Source organism: Brevibacillus dissolubilis (assembly GCF_006170445.1).
Lineage (GTDB): Bacteria > Bacillota > Bacilli > Brevibacillales > Brevibacillaceae > Brevibacillus_B > Brevibacillus_B dissolubilis.
Genome location: NZ_VCNA01000003.1, coordinates 359,372 through 380,052, shown reverse-complemented (window position 1 = coordinate 380,052; position 20,681 = coordinate 359,372). Strand labels below are relative to the sequence as shown.

Here is a 20,681-nt window from a genome sequence, read left to right as displayed (position 1 = left end):
AAAATGGGTCTGGGTAAAAAGAGGTGAGACAATCTTGCGTGTACAAGCCGGATACGAGATGCTGTCCGCATCAACGATTTCGCATATCAAACAGGAACAGGACAACCGCCTCACAGACGATTCGTGGCGTGACCTGAACGTATGCGGCAGACTTGTGGACGAAGCGTTTCTCAGTGCACTCTGGGCTGGTTTGCGGGACGTGGAGAAGGAAGCGGCTCGCTTGTTCATTCTGGAATCATCACACGGATTTTACCGGAAAAAAGAGTGGGATCAACTCACAGCAGACAAGGCGCATTTGGCGTGGGGGCTGACCGGACTCAGACGATTGGGGCTGGTGCTGACGGTCCGCAAGATGTGGAGTGAAGTGGGTTATATGATGCCGCTGGAGGTGCGTCACGCGCTGGGTCAACAGATCATGTCCCAACAGCAGGACTCCTCCGAGCCGGATGTGATTTCGATCGGATCATTTCAGACATTAAGCTATGATGTCATCTCAGGGCGGGGCATTCATCTGGATATCGTCGCTCTCTTGTTGTTCGTACGCGATCAAGAGATGAAGCTCACGCAAAAAAACCAGCTGCACCGCAGAATGATTCAGCGCATAATGCCACTGATCAGCATGTTGGACGAGCATGTGGGACACTTGTACACGGAGCGGTTTCCCGCCGAGGTGCGCCAAGCGTATCCTGCCTCGCTTGCGGTCTTACTGGATATAGTGTTTCGTATGCGTCTGTTGTATATACAGGATAAAAGATTAGCCCTGTCTGAATCAATAGTAGATCAATGGCTGTCCATGCAAAAGGTGGAGCGTTGGGAGAGAATCATGCAGCTGCTCATCTCCGATTATCTGCCCAAGGAAGCGTGGATCGAAGCCTTCGTCAGCGAAATGCGCCGGATCAGTCACAGTGAATGGATCGCGGTAGAGGCCAGCTTACAGCAGCTAAGAGTAAAAGGCTACACGATCCCCTCAGATGCACAAGAGCAGCTCCGCAACTGGTGGCTTCATCCGTTGCTTGGCTTCGGCTGTGTCGAACTGGGCGAGCATCCCGAAGCAGGTCTGTGCTGGCGGTGGAATCCGACCGTCATCTACGCAGAGGTGGAGCAGGGACAATGGTATGTGGAGCCTACAGGAACCGTCATCATCCCGCCGACTGTGCCGCTCACACGGATGTGGCAGATCGGCCGCTTGGGTGAACTGAATTTTGACGGCGACATGGTACGCTGTGTGCTCACGTCCGGGCAGGTTCAGACGTACATTGGCAATGGCGGCAGCGAGGAGCAGATTCTTTCCTTTTTACAGGAGAACTGTCCGTATCCATTGCCTGAGAGCATCACTGAACTGGTGGAAAAATGGGGACAAAATGCACGGCAAATCCGCTTTCAGACCCTTGTCCGCGTCCGCACCGCCAATCCGCGTCTATTAGATGAACTCAAACAGCTGCCGATGCTCCAGACTTTTTTGACCGAGGTCATCTCAGACACCGACTTCCTCATCCCGTGTGAGCAGGAGGCCGACCTGATGGAGCGCCTACGCCAATGCGGATACGAGCCGCAGGCAGGCAAGATCGAGCGGTTTACCCCGCTTGTGGAATCACTCCAGGCTGATCGGGAATCCTCAGCTGACGGAGACGCCGTCACAGCTCTCGCAGAACATGAGATAGAAGCAGAAACCGAGACGACAGGCCTCTTCCAAGCCGAGAACCCATGGACCGGCTACCGGATCGAGAACGTCTTCCCTGATCAATACGACAGCATGCCCCAGCTGGCGATGCTGCCCAAGATGTGGACATCCCACTATCAATCCTATCACCCGCAGACCCTGCGCGACCTGTTCCGTCGTGCTAGGGAGCTTAAGCTTACCACCCAGCTGGAACTTAGGAGCGGTCAGGAATACAAAGGAACGACCCACAACATCGAGGTGGAGATGGGCTATTGGATCGTGACGCTTGAGACCGAGCAACGCAAGCGGCACAAGGTCAAGCTTGACGAGATTGGACGCGTACGGCTTCTCCTGCCAAATTATGTATAGCTGGAAGTGTACGGGAAGACGACAAAAACGTTACTTTCGTGGTACAATAGGTGGGAACAACACAGAAAGGGGGGCTTTGCAAGATGATGCCAACCGTAGAAACCGTTGATATGGCGGAGTTGATATTATACGCCGACGACTTGGCCTCCATGATTAATAACTCTCGCGAAGTCGCCGAGTATTTACAGGCCAAACGGGCGATGGATCAAGACGCAGAGGCAGCGCGCCTGATCACCCTGTTTGAACGCAAAAGGGAACAATATGAAGAGGTGCAACGCTTCGGCAAGTACCACCCTGATTTCAATAAAGTGACCACCGATGTACGTGACTTGAAGCGCTCTCTGGAGATGCTCGACACTGTGCAAGCCTTCAAGCGGGCGGAGATCAATCTCGACACGCTTCTGTATCAAGTAGGCCGCACGATTGCTGATGCCGTCTCTCCGGAGATCAAGGTACCGAGCAACAACCCGATCATCGAAGCGATGGCAAGTGGTTGCGGTACAGGCGGCAGCTGCGGCTGTAAGACCAAGAAGTAAGCGAAGATTCGACCGTGCAGCGTGACCCGACTAGAACGTGCGGTCGCGGTACAGCGTACAATCCGGACAGCCATTGGCACAACAGAACATCTTTTCGTTGGGAACGAGCAGACGATAGCGAAACACATGCACATCCCCTTGGGAGCGTACGTATTGGCAATCGAGCGACAGCCTCGTTCCCGCGATGGTCATCTGTCCTTCGCCAAGCAGACGCTCCATCAGTGTCTGTACTTGCGCGGAGGATTTTACATACAAGAACCGCTGTCCGGCAAATTCGCGCCAGTTCAGCTCTTGTGAATCTGGATATTTACGCAAAGCCGAAAGTATCTTATCATAATAGATGTCGAGCATAGACGTATCATCACACCTGTCATTTCAACATGATTCCTATATTATAGCGTAATTTCATCGGGAAGGGGACTCATACATCCACCATGCGAGAAAGAAGAATCGGTCTAGCCGTCTGGATCAAGCATCCACGTTTGGCGAAAAACTTGCGCAAATACGGTACTATCCACTATGTCTCCAAACGCCTCAACTACGTCTCGATGTATGTCGGCGAACAAGAAATCGACCAAGTGACGCGGGAACTGGAGCGACTCAACTTCGTGCTCAAGGTGGAACGCTCACACCGTCATGAGATCCCAACGGAATACAATAACGCGAAGCCAGATAAACAGAAAGAGTTCGACTACCAGCTGGAGAAAAACCAGCTCAAAGCCATCGCCGAATCCCTCTTGATCGACCTGCCAAGCAAAAATGCGGCGAACGCCTCATCTTGACACAAAAGCTACCTAATTTTTGGTAGCTTTTTATTCTTTTTATACAGGTTTCGTGATATGATTTGGTATAAACAAACAAGCATCACAATCAATAAACATTAGATGACTGAGGTGAGGAATGTAATGAAACTGGATATTAACTGCGATATGGGCGAAGAGTTTGGACGTTCCCGCTGGGGCGAAGATCTGGGGATCATGCGATGGATCACCTCGGTCAACGTAGCCTGTGGCGTGCACGCCGGCGATCCGCATGTAATCGCCCGTACGATCGAAGGGGCAATCAGGCACAACGTGAAGATCGGAGCGCATCCGGGATACCCGGACATGCAGGGCTTTGGCCGCCGCTCGATGAACCTGTCGCTGAAAGAAGTGTATGAACTGGTCTTGTATCAGGTATCCGCGCTCGAAGGCATGACGCGTGCGCTGGGTGGCCGACTGCACCACGTCAAGCTGCATGGTGCGCTTTATAATGAAGCAGCCGAGCGTCCAGAGATGGCGGAAGCCGTGGTACGCGCTGTATGCGATGTACGTGATGACCTGATTTTGTATGCGTTGTCAGGAAGTGCCTTGGTGCATATCGGTCTGGAGCATGGGCTGAATGTGGCGGAGGAAGTGTTTGCCGACCGTGCCTACCTGCCGACAGGCCGCCTCGCTCCCCGTGATCTGGAAGGAAGCGTGCTGATCAGCAAGGATGAGCAGCTGAAGCAGACGAGCCGTCTCGTGCTGGAGCATATGGTCGAGACTGTGGACGGCAGCGAGATTGAGCTTGCCGCAGACACGCTCTGTATCCACAGTGAAAGCCCGGATTGCCTGTCATTCCTCATAGAAGTACATAAATGGGCAAAGCAAAACGGAGTCAGCATCGAGCCGATCGAAATGAATTAATCAGAAAAAGGGGTAAGACAGATGCTAATTACAACAACGGAAACCCTGCAAGGGAAAAATATTCTGCAATATATTGGTGTGGTTAGTGGTCATGGAGTAGTGGAGACAGGGGTAAAGCCGTCAGATGGAGGCTTTTTTACCGATCGTAGTACGTCTATCGAAATCAAGCTGGAAGAGGCGAGAGTAGAAGCCATGCAACGAATTTTAAAAATGGCAGACTCTCTCCCTCATGTAAACGCGATCATTGGCCTGCGCCTTGACTTCCAGTATGGGGACGGATATGCCTCCTGCTCAGCGACTGGTACCGCTGTCCGTATACAAGAATAAATCATCGAATGGTTGAACCAATCAGACCGTGGAGAAGTCCTAATCTTCCCACGGTCGCTTTTTGTGTGAAGTGTGATACAATTTGGCTATTCACGATAGACCAAAGAGAAGGCAGATGAAAACGGGATCCATGACGAATATTCAACGAACCAGCTTACTGATGTGCATCGCGATTCTCCTGTTGTTTGCCGCAGGCGGTATTTTGTTTCAGTGGCCCAAAATCGAGCCGAAGCTAAATGAATGGCTGAAGGTGTCGGAAGAGGCGGGCAAGCCTGTCGCCTTGGGCGGTGCTGATCCATTCCAAAAGGATCAATTGCTCCCATCTCTGGTCACCGACCTGCACCCTGCCTATACGATCAATGCAGAGCTTGACCCAGGCCAAGCGGTGATCAAAGGGACCGTTAACGTGGAATTCGATAATCCTAAGACCAAGGATTTGTACGTATATGTGTATGGCTATACATGGAAGCCGATTCAGATCAAAGGGATTTGGCATGGAAAACAGGCGCTGACCTATCAACGCCGTGATCCGGTCATCGTGCTGAACAACCCCGACAGCAAAAGCAAACGCCTCACGCTCGCGATCCAATTCGAGACGCCTGTACCGCGTTCACCTACGCGCTTCGGGGTAGCTGATGACATCTGGACGCTGACAACATGGTATCCGATGCTGGGAGGACTTAGCCCGCAGAAAAAGTGGTATGATCCGCCGAAGCCGATCGGGTATGGAGATCCGTTCGTCTTTCACTATGGGGATTATGACGTGATGTTCACCTCGCCGGGGAATTACCAGTGGGTGACCTCATCTGGGCCGGGGGAGCAGACCAAGCTGGCAGATGGCCGCAAGCAGATGCATATCAGGGGCAAGAAGCTGCTCAACTTCGCCCTGTTGGGAAGCCCAAGCTACAAGGTGGAGACGATCAAGGTAAACGGGCTGACCGTTGATATCGCCTCAACCCAGGCAGCCAACATCAACCGGATCAAAACCATCGTCCAAGAGGTGTTGCCGGTCTACACGAAGTGGTACGGGGAGCTTCCATATCCGCGTGTAGGGATTGCTGAGACAGGACGCCATGCGGTCTATGCGATGGAATATCCGAACCTGGCGATTTTTTCACGGGATATGTATGACGGCAACCGGGTCGATCACTGGCTGCCGCATGAGATCGCCCATCTGTGGTGGTACAACAGCATCGCGACGCTGGAGTCCACCCATGGCTGGCTGGATGAGGGTCTGGTCGAGCTGAGCGTGTATCATTATAAGAAGCAACGCTACGGTGAACAGGTGGCCCAGCAGGAACTCAACGAATACAAGGAGGACTACCAATTCCTCCAGAACAAGTACCCATATGGCAAACTGGCCAAACAATTGACCCAGCTCAACAGCGATGAATTCAACTGGACATGGTATTCGACCGGAGCGCTTTTGTACAACAACCTGCGTGAACAGCTGGGAGATGAGAGCTACCGTGCGTTTTTGCAGAATGTACAGCGCAATTACCACGGGATGGTGATCGGACCCAAGCATCTGGATCAGGCGCTGGGCCATGTTCTTCGGGCGAAGGTCAGTTATTTTGTGCCTAACGTACAGAAGCTTAACCAAGAGCCGTTCGTTCCGATGCGGGTCGAGTATTATCAGGTGAACATCGAAATCAACGGGATGAGCTACTATCCGATTGTTCCCGCGCGCAAAATCGGCAATACCGTCTATCTGCCGCTGCGCGAAGTGATGGAGCGGCTGGGGTATCGTGTCGCCTACACCCGTGAAAAAGGCGGGATCAACCTGAAAGCAGGCGGCAACGATGTGCTGTTGTACGCCAAAACCAACAAAGGAAAGCTTAATGACAAGCCGTTCACCTTAAAACAGCCGCTGATTGAGGTGCAGGAGCGGGCGATGGTACCGCTGGCATTCTTTTCCGATGTGATGAAGTACCAGGTGCGATATGATGACGAGCAACGAATCGCCAAAATAACGGTGACAGCAAAATAAAAGGCAGGGTAAATGCAATGGGAATGACGAATGTGATTTTGATTGGCTTCATGGGAACTGGAAAATCTACCATCGGACAGGTCTTGGCAAAGCGCCTGGAGCGTAAGCAGGTGGATTTGGACACGTATATCGTGGAGCGTACGGGGATGGATATCCCGACGATCTTCCGCGAACGGGGAGAGGCATCGTTTCGTGACATAGAGGCAGAGCTTTTGCAGGAGCTATTGGATCAGGAAGGTCTGGTGATCACCACGGGCGGCGGTGCTGTACTGCGTCCGTCCAATGTGGAAGCGATGCTTGCAGGTGGCACGGTCGTGGCGCTCACGGCGACAGAGGAAGAGATCATCCGCCGGGTCTCAGGAGATGTCAACCGGCCGCTGCTTGCCGGAGATGCCGCTCTGCGGGTGCGTACGCTATTGCGCGAGCGGGCTGGGGCGTATGACTTTGCCCCGGTGCAGGTGGAGACGACCGGACGTGAAGTGGATGCGATCGTCAGTGAAATTCTTGGACGCATGGTTGAAACGGACGGATTCAGGCAACAATAATGCCTGAGGAGGGGTCTGCGATGTCATTCCAAGATTATTTGAAGTACATGGTGAAGCATTATGTCAATCATTTCGAGACGCCGAAGGAAGAGCGCAGATCGAAGAAGCTTCAGCGTGAATCTTGGACCTCGCGTTGGTTCGGCGTGATCCCGATGTCCATCAAGCTTTACCTCAAAAAATAAACACATCACGGAGGTAGACATGTCAAGAGGAAAAGTTGCGGTTGAACATTCGCTTAAAGATGTCAGCAAAATGCTTCGTGACAATGGCTACGATGTCGTCAATCTCGGCAACTGGCAACAGACTGTAGATTGCGTCGTCATCACCGGCTTGGATGAAAACATCATGGGGATCGAGGACAAATCGATCACAGGTGCGCCGGTTATTTCTGCAAGAGGCTTGACTACCATGGAAGTGTTCCATGAGGTAAATGAACGCTTAACACCTTACAACCACAGTCAAACCCCACGCGTCCGCGACTAACGTAAAACGGTGGTTTCCCGACACCACATGGCCTGGGAACCCCACCGTTTTTTTGTTGCCTAACATTCAAATAAGTACTTGAATGTTTGAATGTTATTGGCTATAATTGGTTTATCGGTACAACAAATAGGGAATAGGGGAGATTAAGTATGGGACTTCACCATGGGCATTCTCACCACGGACACGATCATCATGGACACGGACATCACCACCACGGAGCGGGTGCGAATAAAAAGGCGCTTTTGATTTCACTCGTGATTATCACGGTATTCTTGATTGTAGAGGTCGTTGGGGGCTTTATGACCAACAGCTTGGCATTGCTCTCGGATGCGGGGCATATGCTCAGTGACTCCTCTGCCCTGTTCTTGAGCCTGATGGCGATGTATTTTGCCAGTCGGAAGCCATCGAAGGAAAAGACGTTTGGGTTCTATCGATTTGAAATCTTGGCAGCTCTGATCAATGGGGTCACACTGGTTCTCGTTTCGCTTTATATCTTTTATGAAGCATGGGAGCGGATCTGGGCACCGCAGGAGGTTGCCAGCCTGACTATGGTGGGCATCGCAACGGTTGGTCTGATTGCTAATATCGTCGTCGCATTCGTCCTGATGGGTGGCGATGTGAAGAATAATATCAACATGCGAAGTGCTTTCCTGCACGTACTGGGTGACTTGCTCGGTTCTGTCGGGGCGATTGTGGCTGGCTTATTGATGTGGGCGTATGGCTGGTATATTGCCGACCCGATCATCAGTATTATCGTGGGGGTGCTGGTACTCACCAGTGCATGGCGTGTGACGAAGGATTCTGTGCATGTGCTGATGGAGGGTGTACCGTCTAATATCGACACGAACAAGGTATCCGCAGCATTGGCCGGTGTCGCTGGTGTAAAAGAAGTACATGATCTGCATATTTGGACTGTTACTTCCGGCTTTGATTCCCTGACCTGCCATCTGCAGGTCGAGGACGGAGTAACGAGCTATGGCGTGTTGAATCAGGCGCTGAAGGTGTTGAAGCAGGATTTTGGGATTACGCATGCGACGATTCAGATCGAGGATTCGAGCGTGGAGCATGGCGATATGACATGTGAGACCGGGCCGAATGCAGCGGGTCATGACCACGATCATGATCACGACCACAGTCACGATGGTCACGATCACAGCCATGAAGCACATGATCATGCGCACGACCACAAAGATGGCAAAGGCTGCAGCCACGACCACGCGGCGACAGGCAGCAAGCAAGGCAAGGGTCAACAGACGGCACACGTTCATGCCTAGATAAAGATTCCTCCACTATTTTTTCAAGAAAGAAGTGAAAGTCTCAATGGCTGATCATACAGAAGAAACTTGTGACATTCCATGCTTGGACGAAACCAAGGTCAACCGCGTCAAACCACGGGTTGGGGAGTCGGAGGGCGTCGCGAAGATCTTCAAGGCGCTCGCTGACGACACCCGGGCGAAGATCATCTATGCACTGGCGCTGGAGCAGGAGCTGTGCGTCTGCGATGTCGCCAACATCACCGGCTCTACGATGGCGAATACGTCCCACCACCTGCGTCTTCTTCGCAACATGGGATTGGCGAAGTCACGGAAGGAAGGAAAACTCGTTTTCTATTCGTTAGACGACGATCATGTGAAGCATCTGATTTTGGCTGGGGTCGAGCATATTCAGGAATGCAAAAGCGGGCATTAAAAAAAGATGGGGCAAGTGAGGGGATTCGGGATGAACAGGGACTACGATGTATTGGTGATCGGAGCGGGACAGGCGGGATTAGCGGCAGGATACTATCTGAGCAGGCAAAACGGACTGTCCTGCGTATTGCTCAATAGTCTCGATCAGGCAGGTGACACTTGGCGGAAACGCTATGATTCACTTGTTCTCTTTACACCGCGAAGCATGAACGGCCTGCCTGGCTTGCCCTTCCCCGGAGACCCTGACGGCGTTCCTGACAAAAACGAAGTGGCGGACTATTTGGACACCTATGCCCGCCACTTTAGCCTGCCGATCCATGCGAATACGACCGTACAGCGCTTGGCAAAAACAGAGACAGGATTCATCGCCTATACGACTGCTGGGGAGTATCACGCGAAAAAAGTGGTGATCGCCACAGGTCCTTTTTCTACACCAGCGATTCCGGCGTGGGCTGGGCAGATCGATGAGGCTGTGACACAACTGCACACATCCGAGTATCTGAACCCAAGGCAATTACAGCCTGGTCCGGTACTAGTCGTCGGCGCAGGGAATTCTGGTGCACAGATCGCCATCGAGGTGGCCCAGACTCACCCTGTCATACTCTCAGCAGGACAGCCCCGCCGTTATCTGCCGCAATATTTGTGGGGGAGAAACATCTTCTGGTATCTGCAAAAAATCGGTTTCCTGTCCGTCACCATCGAGCACCGGATTGGCAAGTGGCTCAGTAGGCAGCCTGATCCGATCTTTGGATATGGCGAGGAGCTTCGCCGTCTGAGCCAGAGTGGGGACGTGGTGGAAAAGGGACGGGCTGTATCAACATCAGCAGATGGCAAACGGGTTTCTTTTGCGGACGGTACGAATGAAGAGGTGGCGAATATCATCTGGGCGACGGGATTTCGCCGTGATTATGCGTGGGTCGATCTACCGGGTTTGCTCGGGGAGGATGGCAGGCTGTTGCATCATCGCGGGGTAAGTGCGGTGGAAGGTCTGTATTTTGTAGGGCTGCCGTGGCAGTATCGGCGGGGGTCTGCACTGCTTGGGGGAGTGGGGCGGGATGCGGAGTATGTGGTGGCATGCTTGGGTACATAATGTATTTATTGGTAAATAAATACTGATATGTGATAATGGATAAAAACCATTTAGGAGAGGATTCTGTAATGTCGACAGATGCAACTCATGCGTACCGAGGATATCGTCTGCAAGCACTGTATACACTATACCGTATCCTAAAAGTACCAGTAGGATCTCAATTGGTATTCCAGCCAGAGGGAAATGAGGATTTAACGATATATGACGAAGCCCTAAAGAGCCAAGAGGTTATACAAATAAAAGCCTATAGCACTCCGCTGACGCTTTCTAATTTTGAACCTCAAAAACCACTATCTTTTTTTAATCGAATTGCGCCCCAGATTAAAACAAATCCTGATATGCAGGTTAAAATCTTCAGTTTTGGACTGATTGGACCAGAATTACAAGGAGCGCTTAATGGAGATAATAAAAACCTTAATAGTGTTGCTAAGAAAATTAGTAAACATGGTTTTACCACTCAGACTGAGGCACGTTTAATGCTTTCTAGAATTACCGCTGAACAAATGGGAGAGCTAGAACTTCTAGAAAGTGTATTTGCTAAACTTAAGGAAATGGCTACCGGGGTAGATCCAGAACGTGCTTTTGAAATGCTTAATTTTTGGTTGTATATTTGTTCTGAAAATAAGCAACGAATTACTAGAGAGGACGTAATTGGAAAAATCAATAGTGTAGGTAGATTCCTTTCTGAACGTGCGGCTCATCATAAAGAGTGGGGGACGGTAATTGTTCCAATTGAGGACGTTGAAATTAGTGAAGATATGCGAATCCAGTTGACAGAAGAGTTTTATCAAGGCGTGTCTACTCGTTATGAACATATCTTGTCTAACTTGGATCTGCGTAGAACTGATAAACTTAACAAAATCTCCGAGCTGTTTGGCCGAAAACGGGTTGTTTTTATTCACGGTGCTTCCGGTCAAGGTAAGTCAACCTTGGCTTACCGTTTCCTGAAAGATTATTTACCAAAAGAGTGGCGCTTTCGAATCCAATGCATCCAAGATAAAAAGCACGCTTTAAGTCTAGCTACAGCACTCATTGGTCATGCCAATGCAATGGGGATCCCGTTGTTTGTTTATCTTGATGTTTCTCCAGCTGACATTGATTGGATAGAACTAGTTAGACAATTGTCAACACATCCGCTAATGCGTATTCTCGTGACTGTACGAGAGGAGGATTGGAAGAAAGCTAGTGTAACAGGATATGAATTTTCTTTTGAGGAGATTGATTTGGCTTTAACGAAAGAAGAGGCTTTGAATCTTTACCATTCGTTTGTAGAGAACAAGGGTTTGTCCACGTTTTTAAATTTTGATGAAGCTTGGGAGCGTTTTGGCGGGGAAGGACCCCTTTTGGAGTTCGTATACTTAGTATCTCAGGGAACGACTCTCCGTGAACGCCTCCATCAGCAGATTATGTATCTTGAAAAAGAAGTAGAAACCGGAGTATTAAATCCATCTATACTTCATCTTCTTTATTTGGTTGCTGTTGCTTCTGCGTTTGAATCACGAATTGAAGTAAAACCCCTGATTAAGTATCTTGATATAAAGGTACCCGGAACTATTTTTAGAAGGCTGGAAAATGAATACCTGATTCGGGTTACTAATCAATCTATGTTGGTTCAAGGTCTTCACCCAATTCGTTCGGAAATCTTGGTTAGCCAGTTAGGTGAAGTTTTATTTGTACCATGGGATGAGGCTGCCCAATCTTGTTTGGCTCTTATACATGAGGAGGACGTTGAGGGCTTCTTATTGTATTCGTTCTCACGCAGGCAGGATGAAACGGATAAGTTGCTTAAAAGTCTTTCCGAATATACTCCGTATCGCTGGACAGGTTATGCGGGGGTAGTCCGTTCTCTTATCTGGCTTGGTTTAATTCGTTATATTCAAGAGAACGAGGAATTTATAAATGATGTCTTGGATAAATTCGGGGACGGTTTTATTGGTATAGTAGACATTGATATTACAAACTCTGTTCCTGGCTCATCTAATCTGTTTTTAAATGCGTTTCAGAACTTAATACCTAAAAATGAACTCAATAACCTATTTATGCTTAAATCCCGCCAAACAAGTAAAGATCGTGTCTTCGATTTGGTGAAAAATTGGCTGATTACACGTAAACCTTGTTCTGTTTCAACTATGGATGAGAATGATTGGAGAGGACTAGCATATTGTGGGTATTGGTTAGGCAAATTGAACCTAATTTGCTCTCTTTCAGATATATTTCAGGTAGAATTTTTAGATCAAGCTCTCCTTGAAACTACAACAGAGACTTTGTCGTACTTAACTTATGGGTTCTACTCGGTACAACCAGATACTTTCATGGTGTGGCTTCATGCTAATAAAGAATTACTGATTGAAAAATATTGCAACGATACTTTTACTCTCCATTTAGAGGAAGATGGTTCAACAATCAGATCGCATTTTGTTATTGAAATGGATAGGGCGCCTCAGGTGAAACCGTTATCTGAAAAAGAGAACACACAAAGAGATAATTTTGTACATTCTGAAACATTACAAAGACTCGATCTGTTACATAGGTTGTTCCCTTATTATGATGCATATGCTACTAAGGGGTATGGTCATCGATTAGTTAGCTTGCCTGTTGAGATGGATGAATCGGTAAAGAATATAAAAAGAGAAAATCTTGGTAATGAATGGTCAAAAGATGTAAATGGAACTTTCCGCCGTCTCATCGTTAATAAAATACGGAAGAAAACATGGTTTGATTATGTGAATCAGATTATGGATTTTCGTAGAACAATTGCTATTCAATGCAAGGAGTTGGAAGATGCGCTGAAGGAATACTTTAGACGATCGGAACTAGATCTTCCTCATAAACGTATAGATATCGACCAATTTGATAAGTTAAAAAACTCACTTAAAAAAATCCCGGATCTTCCTAAGGTAGCTGTTGACGAATGGGGTTTTGCAGAAGATGTACGAAAGGAACAGAAGGAAAGAAACAATGGTACAGCATTAAGCAAAAAAACACTTGCTAACGAAAGGTATATATCTTACAACAATACACTTAGGAGCTATACCAGTTCGTTTTCTAATTTTTTTAACCAGTGTTTTCATGCACTGCTTTATAACCCTTTTGTCGGTAGAGGACAAAATTTGCAACAGGTTGAACAAATTGCTAAGGAAGAAGGAATTCGCACTGATGTGATACCCCTAACAATGGTCAATTTAGCCGACGCATGTACAGTGCTGTTTGAACTTCAGCGTGAGTTTAATAGTCACTTTAAGCATCTTGTAGATGAAAAGGTTTTAAGGCATCTTGAACAGCAAGAAAAGCACATTTTAACTCGTTTTACCCCCATTTGGTACTACTTTACTTTTCATCCAAAACGAATTGTAAGAAACTCTTCCGAGGCATTAATAAATGAATTTGAACATAGATCGAATAAATTCATTAAACAGCTAAAAGAAGAACTGAAGTGCTCGTCGAATGAAGCTAGACAACTGTCGTTAATAGCAAAAGATGTTAAATACGTAGGAAAAAACGCCATATGTATTAGGGTCAACCACAAAGGTATACCAATAGACCAAGATTCATTAAACTTGGTATATAAAGCAGTTAATAATGCTCTTAGTCTAGAAGAAGATAACAGACTGCAGAGGTTTACACTCGAGACTAAATGGCAGTATATAATAGTTGTCCCATTGTTAGATGGCAAGAAAGTTAATAAATTAGTTTGGCAAATACCGTTCCTTACTCAACTCGCAAAAGATGATTATGAGTCAAAGTGGTGGAATTATTTCCCTGTTGAAATTACTGAGGAATGGTTGCTTAATCTAAATGTATGTTTATGGGATCATCCTCGGACAGAAATTGTTAATAGCATGACTATGGAGTTAAATCATGTTATGTTACTCCTTAATCATGTCATTGATGTATCCTCTTTAAATGTTATTAATCCCAAAATGAGGGAGGCATATCAGCTCTATGTATCCGAGATAAGTGAACGTATTATCGAGTCAATACAGAAAGCTTTTTCATCACTGGGTATTGTTTTTAAAGTGATAACGGAGTACGAAAATAATCCTTCCATTCCAGATAATCTTGTTATCATTTTTGAACTAGCAAAGGGAATCGTTGATGTTCTGGATATACGTACAGATAACCCAGGGGATAGGGTTTTCTTTGAAAGTTGGCTTTCGCGTATTGAACGAGCATACGGGATGTCTGGGCAGTTAGCAATGTATTGGACATACTATGTAATGGAAGACGCATAGATAGAAGCTTATTAACATCTTTGTCAATGAAAAAAGCTGACACCCGTAAAATCTGGGGCTGTCAGCTTTTTTCGTCAAGTCTTTAGTCAATTTGAGTGAGTAGTTAGGCTGTCGGCATAATTCCCTATTGCACGAATAGATGACCAACTTTCTCCATGTAGGAGGAGGGAAGGAAGCGGAGTCCCTCATCCCACACGCCGATGTAGGCGGTGTCGTCCCAGACGTGTACAGACCCGATCGAGAACGGAGCCAGCACCTCGTCTTGGAACAGATTGGCGGTGAAAATCACTGGTTTGGCTGCTTGCGCGTTGATCACCTGCTGCCAAGTGAGCGGAGATTGCTGGGTCGGCTGAAGCGGCTTGGACATCATCCAGTCACTGGTGGCAAACGGGTCGGCAGGCTGGGTGCTGAGTGTCTTGACTGTCTGCAGGGAGTCCTGGCTGTTGATCAGCTTGTCCGCGCCCAGTGTCGGCATGACGAACGAGTCGGGTTTGGCGATGGACGGATATTTTTCGCCGGTTTTGGCGTCATAGTATTGAATGGTGTCGTGCTCGGCCACTTCCCAGAAGGAGGAGAGACCGTCATAGATGAGCTGTGCCGAGGAGCGCATCGGGGAGATGGCCTCGTCGAACAGCAGGTATTCGCCAAGACCGTATTCCATCAGGGCAAAATCAGGCGTGCGGCTCTCTACCTGAGGTGCCTGACCCTCTGGGGTTTCTGGTGCGGGGACCTCGCCGACAACCATGTAGCCGAGCTGGTTGCCGTCTTTGTGGATGGTCACGAGCCACTGGTGGGAGCCTGGGCCGAGTGCTTCCACTTTGACGGTGGCATCCTGCCAAGGGGCGAATTGCTTGTCCTTTTGGGCGAGCTGGGTCATCCAGGTATGTATCTGTTGGCTGAGCGCTTGGCTCCAGGTCTCTTGCTCGGCAAGAGCCGTCAGCGGAGCGGTGAGCACCAGCGCGAAGACGAGCGCGTGGGTCAGGAGAGTACGGAGTTTCACTTTTTCCACCATCCCTTTTCATAGGTTACAGGAACAATTGTAACCAAATACCGGAAAAAATTTTGTGGGTTGCTGTCAGGTATATGCCTCTTTTTCATCGACAAATGCCATCAAATCGGGGGCATATTGTGTAGATAAAACAGACCGCCGTTGATCAGCTTTACCTCGATGCGCGGCTCATACTGCCAGCGAAGCTCATCCATGCGGCGCTGTTTTTCCTCTTCCGGCGTGCTTTTCACCCATTCGTCCAGCTCCTCGACCTTGGTCGGCTCCGGGATGCCATTCATGCGTAAAAAGTCGAGGATACGTCCGCCCGTACCTTGGGAGGGGGCTTGCGCCGTGCTGTCTGATCCAACTACCGCAGGGGAGCCTGACCCAACTACCGTCGTGGAGCCTGTAAGCTCAGTGGCCGCTTCGGTATCGGCTGGCAGTGGATTGAGGATGGGTTGGGGTGAAAAAACAGGTTGATCGCCCACAGGACGTTCTCCACGGAGAAGGGCTGAAACGGTCGTACGTTTCCCGGCAGTGCCGCCGTCTGTCATAGCGGGAGAGGAAGCGATAGCTCGTGTTGAAGTAGGGGAGGTAGCGGTAGCTGGTATGGATGACAGAGAGGGGGCATTGGCTGGCGTGGAAGAAGGAGCCGAAGCAATAGCTCGTGATGAGTCAGGAGCAAAAAAGGAAGCCGAAACACCTGATTCCTCAACCGCAACATTTTCGCCAGCCTCGCCTGCTTCTGCATTCTCAACGGGATCTGCTGTGACTGAATCCACATCCTCACCCACATCCACGACCGCTTCCACGCTCTGTTTCGCCTTCTTCGACTTCACGGCTTTTTTCTTCCCATTTCCCTTCACACTTGCACCGTCTGCATCCGCAGTCTCTGCGTCACTTCCATCCTCCTGCTCCTTCGCCGCTTCCTTCTCCCGCAGCGCCATCTCCGTATAATACGCCTCCAGAATCTCCAGCTCTTCTGCCAGCCGCTCTCGCGCGGCATCTGCCCAAGCCTGATCCTGCTCGTCGATGATCCGGTACACCTCATCAATCGCCCGATTCGCCGCCTGATCGACCGACAGATTCTGTTCCAGTGTATAAAAATAGTTAGGGATCGCAGGCGAGAGGTTCAACTGCTGTAAAAAAGTATAGAAATCATGCACGATCTTAAGCTTCGGATTATGTAGATTAATCCCTACGTGTAGGATCAGATCCCGTTTTTTGTCACAGATGAACGAAATCTTGAGATTCAGGTTGAGCCACGGGGTCAAGGGTGTCGAGCGGTTTTTCGACAGAAGCATACGGGACTGCTGGGCTTCATTGTGCTCGTACATGCAGACGAACCGCCCGTGCCGATACGTGGACTGAAAAATCTGGTGCATGCGCCCAGAGCCAAAATGAAGCTCTTCCCCGCGCACCCCCTGTGGAATCTTTTCCGCGTCGAAGAAAAAGGTAAGCGTCATCGGCTGCGGCTGCATGCCCATTCGCTCGACCCATGACCAGTAAAACGGACGGTTGCCGATATCCTTGTCCACTTCTTCGGTGAGTTTGACGCTCAGATAATCGGGGTGCGACTCGGCGACGTGGGAGTGAAAGGCGGTGAAGTATTCCTCCACGAAGCGGCGTACTTCCTGTTGATTCATGCACAGCGCCTCCTTGGTTTCACTACGATCAAAAAGTACAGCCGCGAAAAACAGCTGCCAACAGCCAACCTTACGACGGACTCGCTTCCTTCAACTGGGCCTGCGGATCACTGATCCGTTTCTGCTCGCGGACACTCCGCATGGCATGTCCCATGTTTTCGAGCTTGATCGCCATCTCACGCTCACTTTTGGAGTCCATGATGATGTCGACCAGACTTTTTTCCAGGGAGTCGGAGAGGCCGAGGCGTTCGACGATATCGTCCAGTTCCCCGATGACCATCTCGAACAGATCGATTTTTTCATATAAAAGATTAAGGATATGCTCCTCGATTGTGCCGCTGGTTGAGAGATTGTAGATATGTACGTCCCGCTTTTGCCCGAGACGATGCACGCGGCCGATCCGCTGCTCGATCCGCATCGGGTTCCATGGCAGGTCGTAGTTGATCACTTGGTTGCAAAATTGCAGGTTGATCCCTTCGCCGCCCGCTTCGGTGGCGATTAAGACCTGGGCGCGGTTTTGGAACAGCTCGGTCATCCAGTCCTTTTTGCTCCGCTTGAAGCCGCCTCGGAAGGGGACAGAGGTGATGCCGTTTTCGTGGAGATATTTTTGTAAGTAATTCTGCGTATTCCGATACTCGGTGAAAATGATCACCTTGTCATTGATCTCTTTGAGCAGCTCGACGGTTTTTTCTGCCTTGGAGTGATTCTTGATCCGCTTGATGATCTCGATGAGGCGCATAATCTCTTGGTGCTCAGGAGAACCTTCCTGCGTACGCTGAATCATGTTGTACAGCGTCATAAAAGCGGCTTCCCGACTGGAGCAGACCTCACGCTGCAAGGTGAGGAGAGCCAGTGCATTGACACCGCCCAAGCCTGATCGATAATGCGTCCGGACAAAATGAGTCACCCCGTCGTACAGCTCTCTCTCATCTGGTGAGAGTTCAATTGGCACCGACTGCACGCGGCGGGTGGTGAAATAGACGCCACCGTCACTGCGCCTGTTGCGGATCATGATTTTTTGGATTTCTTCTTTTAATTGTTCGTTGTTTTTGGCTTGTCGCTTGCCCTCGACATAGTTTTGGGAGAAAGAGGTGTTGTGGCCGAGGTGACCGGGGCGAAGCAGATTAATCAAGTTATACAATTCATCCATCTCATTTTGGATCGGTGTCGCTGTTAACAATAAACAATATTTTTTCTTAACCTCTTGGACGAATTGATAGTTTCTCGTCCGTTTGTTTTTTAACTTATGTGCTTCATCAATAATTAACATGTCATACTCAATATCAAGTACATGCCGTCTGTGGGGATCACGCTTGGCGGTATCGATGGACGCGACCACCACATCGTGCTGCCGCCACATATATTCCTTTTTCTGTGCGACGGCGGGTATGCCGAATTTGCTGTTCAGCTCTTTGGTCCACTGGATGACGAGCGAGGCCGGGACGAGAATCAGAATCTTCTTCGCCAGTCCACGAACCATATATTCTTTCATAATCAAGCCAGCCTCAATCGTTTTCCCCAAGCCTACCTCGTCTGCCAGAATTGCCCGTCCGCGCATCTCATTGAGCACTTTTTCTGCGGTCTGGAGCTGGTGGGGGAAGGGGGAGAGCTTCGGCAGGTATTTGAGTGCCTGCAGCTGGTCGAATTCTTTGACCGCAAGCGCGTCCTCGGCTTGCAGGGCCAGCTTGAACAATTCATAGCGGTGCCATGGTCCGTCGGTTTGGATCATGTCACTCAATTCCTGTACCCACGAGCGGTCGAATGTCACGGGAATATTCGGCATCGGTACTACCTCCTTCCGAATTGTGGGTAGTATAAGAACGGTCATCTGGTAAAATCCTAACATTCGTATACAAGTATATGATTCTTGTTAAGATTTTTTTGTGAATCAATCAATTTGTTATTTTCAACTTGCCGAACTCGTGTTAGGATAAGAACAGAAGCACATACACATAGTCTCAGTATGGCTAAGTATGGTGCAAAATATGTATAATAATCCCGATCTTATGCGGTTGAAAGTAGTAGGGAGAGATCGTCGGAATATTTCGAGTCGGAATATTCCAAGTAGGACGACGCCGAAGGAGCAAGCCCACGGGTGAATCTCTCAGGCAAAAGTACCTCTACCGGACGCACCTCTGGAGAGAGCTCGATGATGAGCCACCAAAGGGGAAACTTGCGAGCATGTCAGTCATCGAGATCATCGCGAGGTAACTCTCAGGTACACAGGACAGAGACCAAGAGAATAGGGGCGCTGTTTGTCATACGCGCAACCTTTTCTTTGGTTCTGTCCTTTTTTGCTTGGAATCGGGGAAAAGTAAAGCGTGGAAATACATAGGAGGTGGATGTACCATGGCAGATCTGAAACGCACGCCGGTATTTGAGGCGTATAGCCGTTATGGCGCTAAAACAATTGACTTCGGTGGCTGGGAGCTTCCGGTCCAATTCTCAAGCATCACCCAAGAGCATGAAGCGGTACGTACCAAAGCAGGTCTGTTCGACGTAAGCCACATGGGTGAAGTAGATGTAAAAGGCGAAGGCGCTCTCTACTATCTGCAACGCCTGACCACCAATGACGTATCCAAGCTGGCTGTCAACCAGGCGCAATACAGTGCGATGTGCTACCCGGACGGTGGTACTGTGGATGACCTGCTTGTCTACAAATATGCAGATGACCACTATCTGCTCGTTATCAATGCAGGCAACATCGACAAGGACTTCGCGTGGATGCAGGAAAATCTCACCGACAACGTGACGATCGAGAACATCTCCGCACAGACCGCACAGCTGGCGATCCAAGGCCCAGACGCTGAGCGCATCCTGCAAAAGCTGACCACGACCGACCTGTCCCAAATCGGCTTCTTCCGTTTTGAGCGCAATGTGGTAGTGGACGGCGTACCTTGCCTCGCATCCCGTACCGGCTACACCGGTGAAGATGGCTTCGAGCTGTACATGGATGCAGACAAAGCCGAGCAGCTCTGGCACACCATCCTCGAAGCGGGCAAAGAAGACGGCCTGCTCCCGACGGGTCTTGGTGCACGCGACACGCTCCGTTTTGAAGCGAAGCTGCCGCTGTACGGCCAAGAGCTGTCCAAGGATATCACACCGATCGAAGCTGGCATCGGCTTTGCTGTCAAGGTAGACAAAGACGTGCCATGCATCGGTAACGACGTGCTCAAGGCGCAAAAAGAAAATGGTGCCCCACGCAAGCTGGTCGGCATAGAGATGATTGACCGCGGCATCCCGCGCAGCCATTACCCAGTCTTTGTGGGTGACGAGCAAGTGGGCGAAGTGACCACAGGTACTCAGTCTCCTACGCTGAAAAAGAACGTCGGTCTGGCACTCGTCAAATCCGAATTCGCCGCAATCGGTACCAACCTCGACGTAGAGATCCGCGGCAAACGCCTCAAATCCGTAGTCGTTGCTGCTCCATTCTATAAACGCGAGAAAAAGTAAGGCATTC

General features: G+C 49.5%; 18 protein-coding genes and 2 riboswitches. Of the genes, 14 read left to right on the top strand and 4 right to left on the bottom strand.

Annotated elements, in window-relative coordinates; translation table 11 throughout:
- Nucleotides 1-34: 34 nt before the first annotated feature.
- Nucleotides 35-2,029 carry a hypothetical protein gene (locus FGI41_RS07880; protein ID WP_139489408.1) on the top strand — a complete coding sequence of 665 codons (1,995 nt, stop codon included), beginning with the start codon at nt 35-37 and terminating at the stop codon, nt 2,027-2,029.
- A gap of 86 nt (nt 2,030-2,115) precedes the next feature.
- A complete protein-coding gene (locus FGI41_RS07875) occupies nt 2,116-2,565 on the top strand; it encodes a YlbF/YmcA family competence regulator (protein ID WP_139489695.1) in 450 nt (149 codons plus the stop codon).
- A 30-nt stretch (nt 2,566-2,595) separates the two neighbouring features.
- Here the strand turns inward: FGI41_RS07875 and FGI41_RS07870 are convergent, their stop codons facing one another.
- On the bottom strand, nt 2,596-2,916 hold the full coding sequence (locus FGI41_RS07870) for a hypothetical protein (RefSeq protein WP_139489407.1): 321 nt from the start codon (nt 2,914-2,916) through the stop codon (nt 2,596-2,598).
- An 83-nt stretch (nt 2,917-2,999) separates the two neighbouring features.
- On the opposite strand from FGI41_RS07870, the gene FGI41_RS07865 reads away from it, so the two are divergent.
- The 11 genes from FGI41_RS07865 (at nt 3,000) to FGI41_RS07815 (ending at nt 14,587) form a co-directional block, all read left to right on the top strand.
- The gene (locus FGI41_RS07865; RefSeq protein ID WP_139489406.1) at nt 3,000-3,347 is read left to right on the top strand and encodes a YlbG family protein; all 348 of its coding nucleotides are present in this window, start codon (nt 3,000-3,002) and stop codon (nt 3,345-3,347) included.
- Nucleotides 3,348-3,470: 123 nt separating this feature from the next.
- Nucleotides 3,471-4,232, top strand: coding sequence for a LamB/YcsF family protein (locus tag FGI41_RS07860; protein WP_139489405.1), 762 nt, complete (start codon nt 3,471-3,473; stop codon nt 4,230-4,232).
- Nucleotides 4,233-4,253: 21 nt separating this feature from the next.
- Complete coding sequence (locus FGI41_RS07855; protein WP_139489404.1) at nt 4,254-4,559, top strand: YbjQ family protein; 306 nt, start codon at nt 4,254-4,256, stop codon at nt 4,557-4,559.
- A gap of 115 nt (nt 4,560-4,674) precedes the next feature.
- Nucleotides 4,675-6,549: a stalk domain-containing protein gene (locus FGI41_RS07850; protein ID WP_255298367.1), complete on the top strand. Its 1,875-nt coding sequence runs from the start codon at nt 4,675-4,677 to the stop codon at nt 6,547-6,549.
- Between the two features lie 23 nt (nt 6,550-6,572).
- On the top strand, nt 6,573-7,094 hold the full coding sequence (locus tag FGI41_RS07845; RefSeq protein WP_139489691.1) for a shikimate kinase: 522 nt from the start codon (nt 6,573-6,575) through the stop codon (nt 7,092-7,094).
- 20 nt (nt 7,095-7,114) lie between these two features.
- Nucleotides 7,115-7,276 (top strand): YqzE family protein, encoded by a 162-nt coding sequence (locus FGI41_RS07840; protein WP_139489403.1) that lies wholly within the window; start codon nt 7,115-7,117, stop codon nt 7,274-7,276.
- Between the two features lie 19 nt (nt 7,277-7,295).
- A complete protein-coding gene (locus FGI41_RS07835; protein ID WP_139489402.1) occupies nt 7,296-7,577 on the top strand; it encodes a YkuS family protein in 282 nt (93 codons plus the stop codon).
- A gap of 149 nt (nt 7,578-7,726) precedes the next feature.
- Entirely contained in the window at nt 7,727-8,851 is a 1,125-nt protein-coding gene (locus tag FGI41_RS07830) for a cation diffusion facilitator family transporter (RefSeq protein ID WP_139489401.1), read from the top strand.
- 46 nt (nt 8,852-8,897) lie between these two features.
- Complete coding sequence (locus tag FGI41_RS07825) at nt 8,898-9,266, top strand: ArsR/SmtB family transcription factor (RefSeq protein WP_139489400.1); 369 nt, start codon at nt 8,898-8,900, stop codon at nt 9,264-9,266.
- A gap of 30 nt (nt 9,267-9,296) precedes the next feature.
- Nucleotides 9,297-10,355, top strand: coding sequence for a flavin-containing monooxygenase (locus FGI41_RS07820; protein ID WP_139489399.1), 1,059 nt, complete (start codon nt 9,297-9,299; stop codon nt 10,353-10,355).
- A 68-nt stretch (nt 10,356-10,423) separates the two neighbouring features.
- Complete coding sequence (locus FGI41_RS07815; protein ID WP_139489398.1) at nt 10,424-14,587, top strand: P-loop NTPase; 4,164 nt, start codon at nt 10,424-10,426, stop codon at nt 14,585-14,587.
- A gap of 124 nt (nt 14,588-14,711) precedes the next feature.
- On the opposite strand, the gene FGI41_RS07810 is transcribed toward FGI41_RS07815, so the two are convergent.
- The 3 genes from FGI41_RS07810 to FGI41_RS07795 form a co-directional block, all read right to left on the bottom strand.
- A complete protein-coding gene (locus FGI41_RS07810; protein ID WP_139489397.1) occupies nt 14,712-15,587 on the bottom strand; it encodes a hypothetical protein in 876 nt (291 codons plus the stop codon).
- Between the two features lie 110 nt (nt 15,588-15,697).
- Nucleotides 15,698-17,221, bottom strand: a complete 1,524-nt coding sequence (locus tag FGI41_RS25385; RefSeq protein ID WP_255298366.1) for a YqhG family protein — start codon at nt 17,219-17,221, stop codon at nt 15,698-15,700.
- A 70-nt stretch (nt 17,222-17,291) separates the two neighbouring features.
- Nucleotides 17,292-19,004, bottom strand: coding sequence for a DEAD/DEAH box helicase (locus FGI41_RS07795; protein WP_139489396.1), 1,713 nt, complete (start codon nt 19,002-19,004; stop codon nt 17,292-17,294).
- A gap of 230 nt (nt 19,005-19,234) precedes the next feature.
- Nucleotides 19,235-19,351: riboswitch (glycine riboswitch) on the top strand.
- 3 nt (nt 19,352-19,354) lie between these two features.
- A riboswitch (glycine riboswitch) is annotated at nt 19,355-19,454 on the top strand.
- Between the two features lie 116 nt (nt 19,455-19,570).
- On the opposite strand from FGI41_RS07795, the gene gcvT reads away from it, so the two are divergent.
- Nucleotides 19,571-20,674: a glycine cleavage system aminomethyltransferase GcvT gene (gene gcvT, locus FGI41_RS07790; protein ID WP_139489395.1), complete on the top strand. Its 1,104-nt coding sequence runs from the start codon at nt 19,571-19,573 to the stop codon at nt 20,672-20,674.
- Nucleotides 20,675-20,681 lie beyond the last annotated feature (7 nt).

Bases quoted from the DNA above. Each gene is read 5' to 3' on its own strand.
- FGI41_RS07875 (WP_139489695.1), top strand. From the start codon at position 2,116: ATGCCAACCGTAGAAACCGTTGATATGGCGGAGTTGATATTATACGCC.
- FGI41_RS07870 (WP_139489407.1), bottom strand. From the start codon at position 2,916: ATGCTCGACATCTATTATGATAAGATACTTTCGGCTTTGCGTAAATAT.
- FGI41_RS07865 (WP_139489406.1), top strand. From the start codon at position 3,000: ATGCGAGAAAGAAGAATCGGTCTAGCCGTCTGGATCAAGCATCCACGT.
- FGI41_RS07860 (WP_139489405.1), top strand. From the start codon at position 3,471: ATGAAACTGGATATTAACTGCGATATGGGCGAAGAGTTTGGACGTTCC.
- FGI41_RS07855 (WP_139489404.1), top strand. From the start codon at position 4,254: ATGCTAATTACAACAACGGAAACCCTGCAAGGGAAAAATATTCTGCAA.
- FGI41_RS07850 (WP_255298367.1), top strand. From the start codon at position 4,675: ATGAAAACGGGATCCATGACGAATATTCAACGAACCAGCTTACTGATG.
- FGI41_RS07845 (WP_139489691.1), top strand. From the start codon at position 6,573: ATGACGAATGTGATTTTGATTGGCTTCATGGGAACTGGAAAATCTACC.
- FGI41_RS07840 (WP_139489403.1), top strand. From the start codon at position 7,115: ATGTCATTCCAAGATTATTTGAAGTACATGGTGAAGCATTATGTCAAT.
- FGI41_RS07835 (WP_139489402.1), top strand. From the start codon at position 7,296: ATGTCAAGAGGAAAAGTTGCGGTTGAACATTCGCTTAAAGATGTCAGC.
- FGI41_RS07830 (WP_139489401.1), top strand. From the start codon at position 7,727: ATGGGACTTCACCATGGGCATTCTCACCACGGACACGATCATCATGGA.
- FGI41_RS07825 (WP_139489400.1), top strand. From the start codon at position 8,898: ATGGCTGATCATACAGAAGAAACTTGTGACATTCCATGCTTGGACGAA.
- FGI41_RS07820 (WP_139489399.1), top strand. From the start codon at position 9,297: ATGAACAGGGACTACGATGTATTGGTGATCGGAGCGGGACAGGCGGGA.
- FGI41_RS07815 (WP_139489398.1), top strand. From the start codon at position 10,424: ATGTCGACAGATGCAACTCATGCGTACCGAGGATATCGTCTGCAAGCA.
- FGI41_RS25385 (WP_255298366.1), bottom strand. From the start codon at position 17,221: ATGAATCAACAGGAAGTACGCCGCTTCGTGGAGGAATACTTCACCGCC.
- FGI41_RS07795 (WP_139489396.1), bottom strand. From the start codon at position 19,004: ATGCCGAATATTCCCGTGACATTCGACCGCTCGTGGGTACAGGAATTG.
- gcvT (WP_139489395.1), top strand. From the start codon at position 19,571: ATGGCAGATCTGAAACGCACGCCGGTATTTGAGGCGTATAGCCGTTAT.